Genomic DNA, 14,029 nt, shown 5'->3' with positions numbered 1-14,029 from the left:
CAAAGATTAATTTAATAACTTATATTCTCATGAGTTACCTTTATTTACAGGAAATACAGAAAAAATGAAAATCATTTGTTAGATATAGAAGACATAGTTTTATTATGCAAAAGATCGTTCATTCATTGAATCTATATTTAATGTTCTAAAAAAGTCTATGAATCTTAGAGCATTCAAAGCACAAATTACCTATGAACCTCCTATTCTATATCATTCTTGTGTTAATACTTACAATATAAAACTAATATTTTTAATCTCTCTATTCCTAACTTCTATCTATTTTTATCCTTACCTAATATTATCACAGTTAAGGAGATTCTATACATGTCCAAAACTTAAATATTATAACTGACTTTTGGCAATTGTGTTAACTCCCTAACCACAAAATGGTTTGTTTCTCTTATATGTTTTTATGATTGTAAGCCATTCTTTTTCGTCAATGATTTTAATATTTAGCTCTTGTGCTTTTTTAAGCTTACTACCTGTATCTTCACCTGCTACTACTAAATCTGTATTAGCAGAAACACTAGCTGTAACTTTAGCTCCAAGCTTCTCAGCTATTGCTTTTGCTTCAGCTCTAGAAAGAGTAGGCAAGCTGCCAGTAAATACTACAATTTTGCCACTTAAATTAGTCGGTTTTGATTGCTCTTGGTAGTCTTCAATATTTAATATTTCACCAAGCTTTCTAATAAGAAAGATATTTTCTTTAACATCAAAAAAATCAATAATATCTACTAAAATTTTATAGCCAATTCCTTTTAAATCATTTAGTTTTTGATACATATATGAATCGTTTTTACTAAGTAATTCCATTTGTGTTATAAAATTATCGTAATTCCTAAATTCTCGAGCAAGCAATTTAGCGTTTTGCTCACCTATATGTTTGATACCTAAAGCATATATAAACCTTGGTAAACTAACATTTTTTGATTTTTCAATATTTTTAAAAAGATTTTCTACTGATTTTTTACCCCAACCATCCATATTTTCAAGTTTAGTTAAGCTAGCTTCATTTTTTTCCTGCAAGAAAAAAATATCAAGCGGATTACTAATCAATCCTTTATCTATTAAAAACTCAATTTGCTTACGCCCTAATCCTTCAATATCCATAGCATTCTTTGACACAAAATGACGAATATTTTCATAATTTTGCGCAGGACAGTTAAGACCATTATCACAGCGTATAATTATATTATTAGAGTTATAATGCAGTTTAGAATTGCATGATGGACAAAATAAAGGAGGATCCAATGTTAAAACATCATTAGGACGCTTCTCAAGATCAACTCCTGTTATTTGAGGAATTACGTCGCCAGCACGCTGCAGAAATACATAATCACCAATTCGTATATCTTTTCGTGCGATTTCTTGATAATTATGCAAAGATGCTCTACTAACTGTCACTCCGCCGATTTCTATAGGCTTAAGCTCTGCCACTGGTGTTAATATACCAGTTCTACCAACTTGCACAATAATAGAAAGTAGCTTTGTTTGTCCTATTATAGCAGGAAATTTATGAGCAATAGCAAATCTTGGACTTCTTGCAATAAAGCCCATTCTATTTTGTAATGCAAAATCATTTAGTTTATATACTACCCCGTCTATTTCATAAGGTAAATTTTCTCTGTTTGATTTTAAATACTCATAAAAAGTAAATATTTCTTCCTCAGAATTAGCAAGTTTAGATATTTCATTAACGATAAAACCAAATTCTTTTAATTTTTTAAGTAATTGATCTTGAGAAAAAGCTAAGCTTTGTTCCATAGAACCTATAGCATACACAAAATACTTAAGTGGTCGTTTAGCCGTAATAAAAGGATCAAGTTGACGAAGCGAGCCAGCAGCTGCATTACGAGGATTAGCAAATTTATCCTTGTATTGCTCTTCCTGTTCCTTATTTAAAACAGCAAAATCCTGCTTCTCTATATAGATTTCTCCTCTTACTTCTAAAAATTCTGGGGCATTATTAATTTTATGAGGAAAATTTTTGATTGTTTTAATATTTTCTGTTATATCTTCACCAACATACCCATCGCCTCGTGTAGCACCTGTTATAAGTATACAGTTTTTATAAGTAGCAGCAAAAGATAACCCGTCTATTTTAGGTTCACAAAAAATGGGAGAAAATTTATCAAGGCGTAAGAAACTTCTAATTCGATTAATAAAATCTTTAACATCTTTTTTATCAAATGCATTACTAAGTGATAGCATCGGTACTTGATGCGTAACCTTGGTAAATTTATTTACTATTTTAGCTCCTACTTTTTTACTAGGACTATTTTCTAAAACTAAGTGAGGAAATTTCTGTTCTAGCTTTAGATTAGTATTAAATAGCTGATCATACTCAGCATCTGAAACTAAAGGATTATCTTCTATATAATAAGCATGATTGTAACGTGCTATTTTAGCAGCTAATTCTTTTAATAATTTTTTTGCTTTTTCTTCAGATATTGAATTAATATTTTGCATTAGTAATTCATACTTTTAATGATTTCATAATATGCTTCTAAAAAGTTTTAATTTTGTCTACAAACTTTTCTCATTCAGAATAACATAACGTAACTAATTAAAGAGGAATTCGGAAAATACACAGCGCAGAGAAGCGTAGCATACATATAAGTACTTGATGATTCAAGTGCTGAATTAATGTCCAAATTATGCAATAGATCTGTCAGAAAACAAGCTAAAAATGCAAGTGTGCATTTTTAAGTGATAAAATCAAAATCTTTACCATTTTTTATGTACTCTCTGATACGGCTCATTAGATTTTGGAAATATGTTAGATTATGCCATGTCATTAGCATAGAGCCAAGTATTTCACCTATTCTAACCAAGTAATGTAGATAAGCTTTGCTATAATTCGTGCAAGCAGGACAGTTACAGTCAAATTCTAAAGGTTCATTATCATCAGCATATTTGCTATTACGAATATTCACTGCACCATATTTTGTAAAAGCTTGACCGTTACGACCACTGCGCGTCGGAATCACGCAATCGAACATATCTATACCTCTTCTAACTGCACCAATAATATCTGCAGGTTTGCCGACCCCCATTAAATAACGTGGTTTATTCTGTGGTAAAAAATTAGACGCATAATCAAGTACTTTAAACATAAGATCTTGTCCCTCACCTACTGCAAGGCCACCTATAGCATACCCCTCAAAGTCAAGATCTATCAAATCCTTAGCTGATTGCTTTCGTAATTCTTCATAAATACTGCCTTGAACAATACCGAATTGTGCATAACCTTCTCGCTTTATAAAAGCCTTTCTTGATCTATGCGCCCATCTAGTTGTTAATTGCATAGAAGCCTTAGCTTCTTCAAATGTTGCAGGGTAAGGCGTGCATTCATCAAAAGCCATAGTGATAGTACTACCAAGTAAATATTGTATTTCGGTAGAGTACTCAGGAGTTAGTAGATATTTATCACCGTTAATGTGAGAATTAAAGCTCACTCCTGCTTCTGTTATTTTACGTAATTTCGATAGCGACATTACTTGAAATCCACCAGAATCAGTCAATATCGGTTTATGCCAGTTCATGAATTTATGTAAACCTCCTAGACATGCTATACGTTCAGCGCTTGGTTTGAGCATTAAGTGATAGGTATTGCTAAGTAGAATATCTGTTCCAGTATTGCTTATTGACTCAGATAGCATAGCTTTAACAGTTCCTCTTGTGCCAACTGGCATAAAGGCAGGTGTATGAATTTCACCATGGGCAGTAGTAATGATGCCACTTCTTGCTTTTTTATATTGATGATGAAGCTTAAATGAGAAATGAGACACTAATAATCACCTATTTATTTTGTAAGGCAATATTTTATCATAATCAAGCTGAACCACCAATCATATTATATATTTCTTGCATATATTGATGTTTGAACCAAATTTTTGCATTATAATAATATAAAAGTTATTCTTACTCTGATAATACTAACATTTAAAACATTCGGCCTTTGCATTATGATATTCCTTGAACCCTAATCTTCAGTATGTTGTGCTCCCAGTATCATAATGATGAACATCAGTTTCTTTATCTTGAAATACATTTATAGTCACCGATATTTTATTGTAAAAATTACTAATTTATTTTCTGTTCTCAGTCTAATTATTTCTTGTTTTAGTTTGAATTTAATATAAGAGCTTGCTTAAAAACTACTTTTAGCAATTTAAACAATTCTTTAAATGCTTCTTCTATTAATACTAATATTTTTTAGCAACATTATCCTCAATATTAATCCATTTTGCTTTACCTAAAATTATTGTAAAGTATGAGTTAGAATTAGGTGCAGTAAAATCATTTTATTATTGTAGACAGTATTGTTATAGTATCAAACATTGGATTTTGAAATCATCTATGTACTAATAATAGAAACCCAACCTTAATCTCACCATATTATGTTCAATATAAAGGAGTTATGGTCTGCTAAGTGTTGTACTGACACTTCAGAAGGTAAACATGTTGAGTAATTTAACTTTCAGTTTTTGACAAACATTATTTATTAATGTTTGTACTAAAACTAATATAAAAGCTGTTTACATAGGGTTTCCAACTATTATTATTTTAGATTTATAGAAGCACTTGCAGCATATTAAGGCGGTATTTAGCCTGCTTTATCAATTTACCAGACATGTAAGATCATTATGATTAAAACTCTTAAACATGTTTTTCTTAATAATTCCTTGGGTTTGTTTTTAAAGTTAATATATATTTAAACAGCTTCAACACACATAGCCATACCCATACCACCACCGATACATAATGTTACTAACCCCTTTTTAGTATTAGTTCTTCTTAATTGATGAATTAAAGTAATCAAAACACGTCCACCACTTGCGCCAATCGGATGCCCAATTGCTATTGCTCCACCATTAACATTAACTTTGTTCACATCCCATTTCATTTCACGATTAACATAGATACTTTGTGCAGCAAAAGCTTCATTTACCTCTATAACTTCTAAATCATTTACACTCCACCCTGCTTTGCTAAGAGCTTTTTTTGACGCAGGAACAGGCGCAGTACCCATAATACTTGGATCGACACCGGCAGACGCGTAAGAAATAATCTGTGCTATCGGAGTTAAATTATGCCTTGTTAAGGCTTCTTCAGAAACTACCATAAGACAAGCAGCACCGTCGTTAATAGAGGAAGCATTACCTGCAGTAACAGTACCATTCTTATCAAAAGCAGGATGCAGCTTAGCTAATATTTCAAGGTTAGTATCTGGTCTTACAGTTTCGTCATGATAAAGCAGACGAGTAGTCTTCTTTATATTAACTTCTATAGGTAAAATCTCATCTTTAAATATTCCTGCTGCCTGAGCCTTGGCTGCTTTTTGGTGTGAGCTTAAGGCAAATTCATCTTGCTCTTCTCTACTAATATTAAACTGCTTAGAAATATTTTCAGCAGTAATACCCATAAATACTCCTGAAAATACATCTGTTAGTCCATCATACTGCATTAAATCAACCATCTTGGTATCACCGAATTTAGCTCCAGCTCTTATATATGTACCATGCATACCAAGCGACATATTTTCCTGCCCCCCAGCTATAACGATGTCATTATCACCATTCATAATCGAATTTGCTGCAAGTGCCACACTTTTAAGACCAGAACCACATACTTTATTTATAGTATACCCCGGCACTTCTTTTGGGACCATTGCATAAATTAATGTTTGTCTTGCTGGATTCTGCCCACCACCACCTGTTATTACTTGCCCAAGTATTACTTCATTTATTAAAGCAGGATCAATTTTACTATTTTTTATAATATCTTTCATTATATGCGCAGCAAGCATAGGTGCTGGAGTCGTGCTAAGGCTACCCATAAATGAGCCAAATGCTGTTCTTTTCGCATGAGTTATATAAACAGGTTTTATCATGATGTATACTCCTTCTATTGATCAGTAACGTACTAAACTAATTATATTGCTTTTAAATGTAAACTTTTTATTATAATAGGTACATTAAATATTTTACCTAAAAAGATACATAATATCTAAAAATGTAGTTTTTTTAAAAATAAATAACAATAATCAAATACTACTTTTACCTTTACATGGTCTTAATTATGCACTCTCAGATGATTAAGAATAATGCAGCTCTTTCTTTTCAAGAGATTAAATAATAGCAAGAAAGTACTATTAAAATCTAGCAATAATAAAACTAAAGCCATAAATGAAACATATCTATGATACTAATTTTATTTAGCAGTATTTATTAGCAATTAATTGTAATGTATTAGTGAGGGCTAAAGAAATATTTGATCAAGCAAAAACAAGAGAAATAAATACTATAATAGAACAAGTTTTTTTATAGAAGTAGTATTTGTTCTTTTCTCTTTTTATCAAAGTCCCCCTATACAATTAAGATATCTACTACACTAACTAAGCTATGAGGTTATAAAGGCATAGATTGCTGTAACAAGGAGGTTATACACAGTACTAAAAATTATCAAGATTTGATATAAAGTGGACTGAATTACTTCTTGCTAAAGCAAAAAAATTTGATACCTTTACTTTAACTTTCGGTAAACAGTTTAATCTCTCTATACTTTCTGATAAAAATTAATTTAATCGATATACCATTTAAATAAACTTGTTAATTTATTATTTATTAAATAGCTAATATGCCCACCTTTTACATCTATAAGATGTGAATTTTTAAATAATTTTTGCAAAGGTAAAATAGATGATTTGGGTACTATTTGATCATCATTTGCAGCTACTATATATACTGGACAATCAATTAGCTGCGGATTAATCACTAAGCCATTAATTTTCCATTTAAGATTCATAAACATATTTTGAGTTAATATACAGTGCATAATTTGGTAATAAGTACTACTTGGTATATTATTTCCAGACATTAACCAATTTTCTATCCTAAATGCTAAATCTTTATCTTTGCTAGACATTAGAGAGAAAAACTTATTTAACTTAACATTAAAATAATCAGGACATAAGAGAAAAAATAAAATTTGAATATGAATTTTAGGGATTATAGGTAAATTTTCTACATAGCTATCTAGTCTTAGATATTGATGCAACATTCTTACATAAAAAAAATGAGAAAAATCCCAAGGACAGGTAAGTAATGTTAATGTTTTGAAGGCTTTTGGCACTGTTATATTTGTAGCTATAGCAAGATTACCTCCAATACAATGCCCTATTAAATTAATATTATCAACTTTTAAATAGCTTATTACTTCAATTATTTTATGCACATATTCATCTAATAAATATTTAGCTTCTTTAACCTCTAGCCAATCTATTAAATAAACTTCTCCATAGTTTCTTAGATTTTCAACAAAGCTTTTGTCACGAGCCAAAAAAAATATTTCTGGTGAATTGAAAATAGAGGGGATAATTAAAAATCCTTTAGAGGTATTTTCACTCTTTCTTATGTCATTCCTGCTTTCATTAAAAACCATATTATCAATCTTATTAGATTCATATTTATAATCAATATATAAATTACATTGGCTTTTTTTTCTAGATTCCTGCTTTCGTGGGAAGGACATAATCGAAGGATAATATAGTAACCTATAATATTCAGTTTGTATTATAATTTCGCCAAATTCTAAATATTTACTACCTAGATTATGAGTTTTTACATAATTATTATATAGGTCAAAATATTCCTGATATTTATCGTTCATTTTAAATATCTTATTTTAAGTTGACATAGCAAAAACAGTATAGAGAGTGACCATTAAATTTCAAAGCGCGTTTTAAAATAATGATTCTTGTAAAACTTATTATCAATATCTTACTGATTGAAGCTATAATTCTTGACAAGATTCTAAATATATTATATAAACCCAGCACCTTCAAAATATAACAACAGTATATCAACTCTAAAATTTTTAGGGAAAGTATCTTTTTATCAGACCTTGAAGTGCTTAAGTTTTTTTTTTGTCCTTAGGGATTTATAATGCTGAGTACCTCATCTAGACCGTTTAAAAATAAATTTAGAGCCGCGTTTTGGCCTGTGCATAGTTACGAACTCGGAAAGTTTATTCCTATGAGTGCCTTAATGTTTTGTATTTTATTTAATCACAACATCTTACGAATATTAAAAGATAGTATATTAATCTCTGAAATCAGTGCAGAAATAGCTGCTTTTGCTAAAGTTTATTGTGTCACACCTGCTGCAGCGTTATTCGTGGTTATCTACGCTAAAATGGTTAATCACTTTTCTTTCGAGAAGATTTTTTATTATTTAAGTTCATTTTTTATTGTTTTTTTTGTTTTATTTGCGTTTGTTATTTACCCTAATGTTCATATTTTTCATATGCATCCTGATAACTTGACTGAGTGGATGAAACATTATCCTAATTTTAAATGGTATATATCACTAGTAGGTAATTGGAGTTATATAGTATATTACAGTCTTGCAGAACTTTGGCCTAATATTTTTTATGTGCTATTATTTTGGCAATTTGCGAACGAACTTACTACTACTGAAGAAGCAAAGAGATTTTATACTCTTTTTTCATTATTTGGTAATTCTTCTTTAATATTAGTCGGCTTTTTAATGATGAACTTATCATCAGAAGACACTATTATTAAGAAGTTTATGAGTATTTCAGATAGTAAAATCACTTTAGTTCAAGTATCAACTACAATTGTAGCAGTTGTTGCTATTATTTGTTATTTACTGGTTCGTTTTATCAGTAAAAATGTTTTTACTAATCCATTATTTTATGCTAAAGCAAAAAGCATTAGATCAACTTCAGAACGTATGGGGCTAATTAAAAGCTTTAAATATATTGCAAAATCAAAATATTTGTGGCTACTCTTAATTTGTTCAGCAGCTTTCGGTTTTGCTATTAACTTAGTTGAAGTTGTATGGAAAGCAAAGATTAAGGAGTTATATCCAACTGTAAATACTTACGCTGAATTTCATAGTCTATACATACTTTGGACAGGGGTTGCAATTATGGTTATGACTATCATAGGCAATAATATAATGCGTGTGCACAATTGGTTTGTAGCAGCAGTAATTTCACCAATCATAATAATGGTCACCGGCATTTTGTTTTTTATGCTTATCGTATTTGATCAGCAAATTCTATCATTGTTTGAGGGAGCAATTTTAATGTCTCCCCTTGCTCTTGCTGTTTCTATCGGTGGTATTCAGAATATCCTAGCTAAAGGTACTAAATATTCTATATGGGATACTTCTAGAGAAATGCTATATATACCTCTTGATGAAGAACTCAAAACCAAAGGCAAGGCAGCTGTTGATGTGATAAGTGCAAAAGTTGGCAAATCTTCTAGCGGCCTTGTACAATCTATTATTTTCACTTTAGCTCCGGCTTCTACTGTTACTTCAATGTCACCAGTTTTAATGGCAGTATTTACTTTCGTATGTCTAGCTTGGATCTTCGCTGTAAGGAAAATATATTTTGAATATCAGAAAATAGCATAGATAAATTTAACAAAAAACTAGTCTTATTATATAGCTGACTTGTAATAATAAACCTCTAAATTTATTATTAGTAGTTAATAACCAACTCATGATTAGAGCATCTAACCTGTTTTCAGTCCATGTAGATAATGAAGGAAGAACTGTAAATTTTGATTATATGTTTTTAAACTTTTCTATCATTCTAGTGACGGAGCATTCTAATTCAATACCTAATTGTAGGTAATTGGAGAAATTAAACCACTTAAGTGCATTTGATTCATTATTTTTTATAAAATTATCATTATTTACTGTTTTTAGTAAAAATCGTACATCGTAATGATAATGAGCAGATTCCTTATGAGTTTTAGACGTACAATGAATATCTATATCATAAATTTTATCGCTTACGATTTCAATTTGGTTAATCCCTGATTCTTCGGTCACTTCTTTAAATGCTACCATTAATATATTGCTATCTCCATCACAGTGCCCTCCAAGCTGAAGCCATTTATTAAGCTTTTTATGATGCATCAATAAAAATTTTGTCTTATCATTATTAAGCAAGAAAGCTGAAGCAGTGAAATGCCCTATTTGTAAATCTCTGCTAAAAGGATTTTGATGTTCATTTAAAAACTCTAGCATTCTTGTTTTTGTAACAATTTCTTCAGGATATATACTATTATAATTCTGTAATTTATTCTGTAATTTCTTCATAAAGATAATTATATACAATAATTTAGTTTTTTAAATCAAATAAAACAATACTATAAATGATATTTAACTTATAGGAATATTTCTTTATTAAAAGCATTAATATATAGTAAGCTTGCAATAATGGGAGCAGCAATACAGTTAAAATTTATAAAATTGCAGGCGATATATTCACTAGCCTTATTTACTTTAGGAGTAGCAGGAGTAATCGGTTGCAATTCTAAAATATGAGTATTATGATCATATAAGGGAATGAAAAGGAGTTAGTACAGGAAAATTTGTCTAATCTGAATTATCAGAGTTAAACTGCATCCACCAAATTTAGGATTTTATTCCTTAAATTCACAGTTATATTGCTATGATAAATAAAAGTTTAAGATAAAGTCTTATCACGATTTAAACCCTTTTTAAGCCTGATTTTGACTTGTTTTAAAGAGCGGGGATTTGCATCCGTAACTTCAATTTCAATATTTTCTGAGATATTTATTTTAGTACCTATTACAGGAACATTGCCGACTTTAGTCAATACTAAACCACCTACCGTATCAAATTCATCATCATCATTCTTTAATTTCTCGCCGATTATTCCTTCGAGTACTTCTACCTCAACACGTGCATTTGAGATGATTATGGAATTATTAACGACCTTAAAATTATCACTATCTGATTGCTTATCATGCTCATCATCAGTTAGCCCAACTATTTCCTCAATGATATCTCCGAAAGTAATCATACCATCCGTACCACCATACTCATCCACCACTATTGCAATATGAGTTTTCTCTCTACGCATTTTTGCTAGCAAATCTAATAACTTCATGGAAGGAGCAGCTATTATATGCTTACGTATCAGCTTTTTTAAACAACTATTCTGCTTTGTAGCTAATGCTTTGAATAAATCTTTAATATGAATAAAGCCTACTATATTATCCAAAGTACCATCATATATAAGGGTTCGTGTATGCGGCATTTCTAATCTAATAGATTTGCTTAATTCTTCTATATTTGTAGTTAATTTCATCGCTGCAATATCAGAACGAGGCAACATTATGTCTTCAACAGTCTTACTTTCTAATCGTAATAAATTAGTTAAAATATTACGCTCATCTAAAGTCATTTTCTGACTATTAATTTTAAGGCGCTTTATGATACTAAAAAAGTCATCAGGTGTTTTTGCTCTATCGAAAGAATTTGTAAACAAAAATTTTATCGGTGAAAATAATTTTCGTAGATTAAAAATTAACTTATTATTGTGATTTTTTTTACAAGAATCTTCTTTTTTTGAAGATTTTAACATAAATCTTTTTATTTAATTAATAAGGAGAAGAGATGCCAAAATATGCTAACATTTCAACTTCTAGATTTTCCATAATATCCGCTTCTGTGTCATTTTGATGATCGAACCCAATTAAATGTAAAATACTATGTATTAAAAGATGAATAAAATGATTCTCAAAAGTTTTTTTCTGTTTGCATGACTCATCGTATATTACCTCATAACAAAATGCTATATCACCTAAATGCATATAATCAGAACTTGCTAAAAATTCAAGTGTAACTGGCTTACACGGCTGCATACTATGAGTATTGCTGAAACATAATAAATCCTGCCAATTTAATTCACTACCTGGAAAAGAAAGAACGTTAGTAGCCTTTTCTAGGTTACGAAATTGTTTGTTTAAGGTCAATATTTCTGCAGTATTTGTTAGTAAAATCGATAACTCGAATTGTTTTATTTTACTAAAATTATCAAATCGTAATAAAATATTTTTAGTAATTTTCTTAATCAATGCCTTATTTATTTGTTTATACTTACTCCATTTACTGTGATTCCTAACAATTTCTACAACTATCATTATAATACGTTTTGAGATAGAAATTTTTGGTTATAATTTTCTTTTAGCGTTTGAAAATAATCATCAGCATGATATGAAGAACGAGTGAGTGTACTTGCTGAAACCATCAAAAATCCTTTGGTTTTTGCCACTCTTGCAAGATATTTAAACTCTTCAGGCGTAACATATCTTGCTACTTTGGCATGATTACGTGTAGGTTGTAGATACTGCCCTATAGTCAAAAAATCAACTTTTGCCTCTCTTAAATCATCCATAACTTGTAGTACTTCATCTAATTCTTCGCCAAGCCCAACCATCATACCAGATTTTGTAAAAATTTCCGGTGATAATTTCTTAATACTATGTAATAAGTTTAAGGAGTTATAATATCTCGCTCCTGGCCTAATTGCTTTATATAAAGAAGGTACTGTCTCAACATTATGGTTAAAAACATCAGGCTTTGAATTAGCTATTATCTCTGCTGCTCCTTCTTTTCTTAAAAAATCAGGAGTTAAAATTTCGATTGTAGTATTTGGTGATAATTTCCGAATCTCCCTAATACATTCAGCAAAATGTAAAGCTCCACCATCTTCAAGATCATCACGATCAACTGAAGTAATTACTACATGCTTGAGATTTAATTTTTGTACTGCTTCTGCAAGTCTTTGTGGTTCATGTGGATCAAGTAAATCAGGTCTACCTGTTTTAACATTACAAAATCTGCAAGCTCTTGTGCAAACAGAACCTAAAATCATCACAGTTACATGTTTTTTTGACCAACATTCACTGATATTAGGACAAGCGGCCTCTTCACAAACTGTATTTAGCCTATGAGTTCTTATTAGATCTCTTGTTGCAAAATAATCTATAGAATTAGGGGCTTTTACTTTAATCCAATCTGGTAGTTTATTTAAATTAGACATAAAACGGAAATAATTTAATTAGTTTTGCTACTTCACTTAATACTTTTTGCTCAGTTTTGCTATTAGATTCATTATTTTTTAAACCATCTAAAATATCTGCAATCATATGACCAACTAATATAAAATCTTTTTCTTTAAATCCTCTAGTAGTACAAGCCGGCGAGCCAAGCCTAATACCTGACGTAATGAAAGGTGAGGTTTCATCAAACGGAATACTATTTCTATTACAGGTAATACCTGCCTTATCTAAAGAATTAGCAGCAAGTTTACCTGTAATTCCGTCTTTACGTAAATCTACAAGTACAATATGATTATCAGTACCACCTGTTAGTATATTATATCCTCTCCCTTGAAGACTTTGGGCCAAAGATTTAGCATTACTTATAACTTGTCTTATATAGTTTTTATACTCAGGTTGCAATGCTTCTAAAAAAGCTACTGCTTTTGCAGCTATAACATGCATTAATGGTCCACCTTGTAACCCTGGAAATAAGGCAGAATTTATCTTTTTTCCAAGCTCTTCATCATTAGATAGAATTAAACCCCCTCTTGGCCCTCGCAAGGTTTTATGAGTAGTAGAAGTGACAACATGTGCATATGGAAGTGGGCTTTGATGCTGTTCTGCTGCGACGAGACCAGCAATATGAGCGATATCAGCCATTAAGTAGGCTCCAACCTTGTCTGCAATTTCTCTAAATTTTGCAAAATCTATATTTCTAGGATATGCCGAAAAACCTGCAATAATTAACTTAGGCTTATGTAAATAAGCAAGCCTCTCTATTTCATCATAATCAACTAAATAATTATTTTTATTTACGCTATAAGCAATCGCTTTAAACCACTTACCAGATATACTAGGGGCTGCACCATGTGTTAAATGTCCGCCACTATCTAATGACATACCAAGTATAACATCACTAGGTTGCAATAAAGCTAAATAAACAGTTTGATTTGCTTGAGAACCAGAATGAGGTTGCACGTTAGCATATTTACAATTAAATAATTTTTTTGCACGCTCTATAGCTAGATTTTCTACTTTATCTACTTCTTCACAACCATTGTAGAAGCGCTTACTAGGATAACCTTCAGCATATTTATTAGTAAGGACCGATCCTTGTGCTTCAAATACTGC

The 14,029-nt window shown here is 30.6% G+C and carries 10 protein-coding genes; 1 reads left to right on the top strand and 9 read right to left on the bottom strand.

Going from position 1 to position 14,029, the window contains the following annotated elements; genetic code table 11:
- Nucleotides 1-375 precede the first annotated feature (375 nt).
- From ligA to AC27F4_RS04450, 4 genes are all read right to left on the bottom strand, one after another.
- Complete coding sequence (gene ligA / locus AC27F4_RS04465; protein ID WP_487062474.1) at nucleotides 376-2,469, bottom strand: NAD-dependent DNA ligase LigA; 2,094 nt, start codon at nucleotides 2,467-2,469, stop codon at nucleotides 376-378.
- A 236-nt stretch (nucleotides 2,470-2,705) separates the two neighbouring features.
- Nucleotides 2,706-3,791, bottom strand: coding sequence for a tRNA guanosine(34) transglycosylase Tgt (gene tgt / locus AC27F4_RS04460; RefSeq protein WP_487062472.1), 1,086 nt, complete (start codon nucleotides 3,789-3,791; stop codon nucleotides 2,706-2,708).
- A gap of 926 nt (nucleotides 3,792-4,717) precedes the next feature.
- The gene (locus AC27F4_RS04455) at nucleotides 4,718-5,896 is read right to left on the bottom strand and encodes an acetyl-CoA C-acetyltransferase (protein ID WP_487062470.1); all 1,179 of its coding nucleotides are present in this window, start codon (nucleotides 5,894-5,896) and stop codon (nucleotides 4,718-4,720) included.
- A gap of 689 nt (nucleotides 5,897-6,585) precedes the next feature.
- Nucleotides 6,586-7,674 carry an alpha/beta fold hydrolase gene (locus tag AC27F4_RS04450; protein WP_487062468.1) on the bottom strand — a complete coding sequence of 363 codons (1,089 nt, stop codon included), beginning with the start codon at nucleotides 7,672-7,674 and terminating at the stop codon, nucleotides 6,586-6,588.
- Between the two features lie 275 nt (nucleotides 7,675-7,949).
- Between AC27F4_RS04450 and tlc5 the strand changes: the two genes are divergently transcribed.
- Entirely contained in the window at nucleotides 7,950-9,449 is a 1,500-nt protein-coding gene (gene tlc5, locus AC27F4_RS04445) for a GTP/GDP exchange transporter Tlc5 (protein ID WP_487062466.1), read from the top strand.
- Between the two features lie 153 nt (nucleotides 9,450-9,602).
- Here tlc5 and AC27F4_RS04440 read toward each other — a convergent pair whose 3' ends face one another.
- The 5 genes from AC27F4_RS04440 to glyA form a co-directional block, all read right to left on the bottom strand.
- Complete coding sequence (locus AC27F4_RS04440) at nucleotides 9,603-10,019, bottom strand: NUDIX hydrolase (RefSeq protein ID WP_487062482.1); 417 nt, start codon at nucleotides 10,017-10,019, stop codon at nucleotides 9,603-9,605.
- 493 nt (nucleotides 10,020-10,512) lie between these two features.
- The gene (gene tlyC / locus AC27F4_RS04435) at nucleotides 10,513-11,436 is read right to left on the bottom strand and encodes a hemolysin C (RefSeq protein ID WP_487062464.1); all 924 of its coding nucleotides are present in this window, start codon (nucleotides 11,434-11,436) and stop codon (nucleotides 10,513-10,515) included.
- Between the two features lie 16 nt (nucleotides 11,437-11,452).
- Nucleotides 11,453-11,995, bottom strand: a complete 543-nt coding sequence (gene ybeY, locus AC27F4_RS04430; protein WP_487062462.1) for an rRNA maturation RNase YbeY — start codon at nucleotides 11,993-11,995, stop codon at nucleotides 11,453-11,455.
- Nucleotides 11,995-12,897: a lipoyl synthase gene (gene lipA / locus AC27F4_RS04425; RefSeq protein WP_487062460.1), complete on the bottom strand. Its 903-nt coding sequence runs from the start codon at nucleotides 12,895-12,897 to the stop codon at nucleotides 11,995-11,997. The genes ybeY and lipA overlap by 1 nt, the downstream gene beginning before the upstream one ends.
- Nucleotides 12,890-14,029, bottom strand: a 1,140-nt coding sequence (gene glyA, locus AC27F4_RS04420; RefSeq protein ID WP_487062458.1) for a serine hydroxymethyltransferase, incomplete at its 5' end; no start/stop codon positions are given. The genes lipA and glyA, both read right to left, overlap by 8 nt.

The organism is Candidatus Rickettsia mendelii (assembly GCF_057543435.1).
Note: the sequence above shows the minus strand (reverse complement) of the source record. Positions and strands in the feature narration are given on the sequence as shown.

Bases quoted from the DNA above. Each gene is read 5' to 3' on its own strand.
- lipA (WP_487062460.1), bottom strand. From the start codon at position 12,897: ATGTCTAATTTAAATAAACTACCAGATTGGATTAAAGTAAAAGCCCCT.
- ybeY (WP_487062462.1), bottom strand. From the start codon at position 11,995: ATGATAGTTGTAGAAATTGTTAGGAATCACAGTAAATGGAGTAAGTAT.
- AC27F4_RS04455 (WP_487062470.1), bottom strand. From the start codon at position 5,896: ATGATAAAACCTGTTTATATAACTCATGCGAAAAGAACAGCATTTGGC.
- tlc5 (WP_487062466.1), top strand. From the start codon at position 7,950: ATGCTGAGTACCTCATCTAGACCGTTTAAAAATAAATTTAGAGCCGCG.
- AC27F4_RS04450 (WP_487062468.1), bottom strand. From the start codon at position 7,674: ATGAACGATAAATATCAGGAATATTTTGACCTATATAATAATTATGTA.
- tlyC (WP_487062464.1), bottom strand. From the start codon at position 11,436: ATGTTAAAATCTTCAAAAAAAGAAGATTCTTGTAAAAAAAATCACAAT.
- ligA (WP_487062474.1), bottom strand. From the start codon at position 2,469: ATGCAAAATATTAATTCAATATCTGAAGAAAAAGCAAAAAAATTATTA.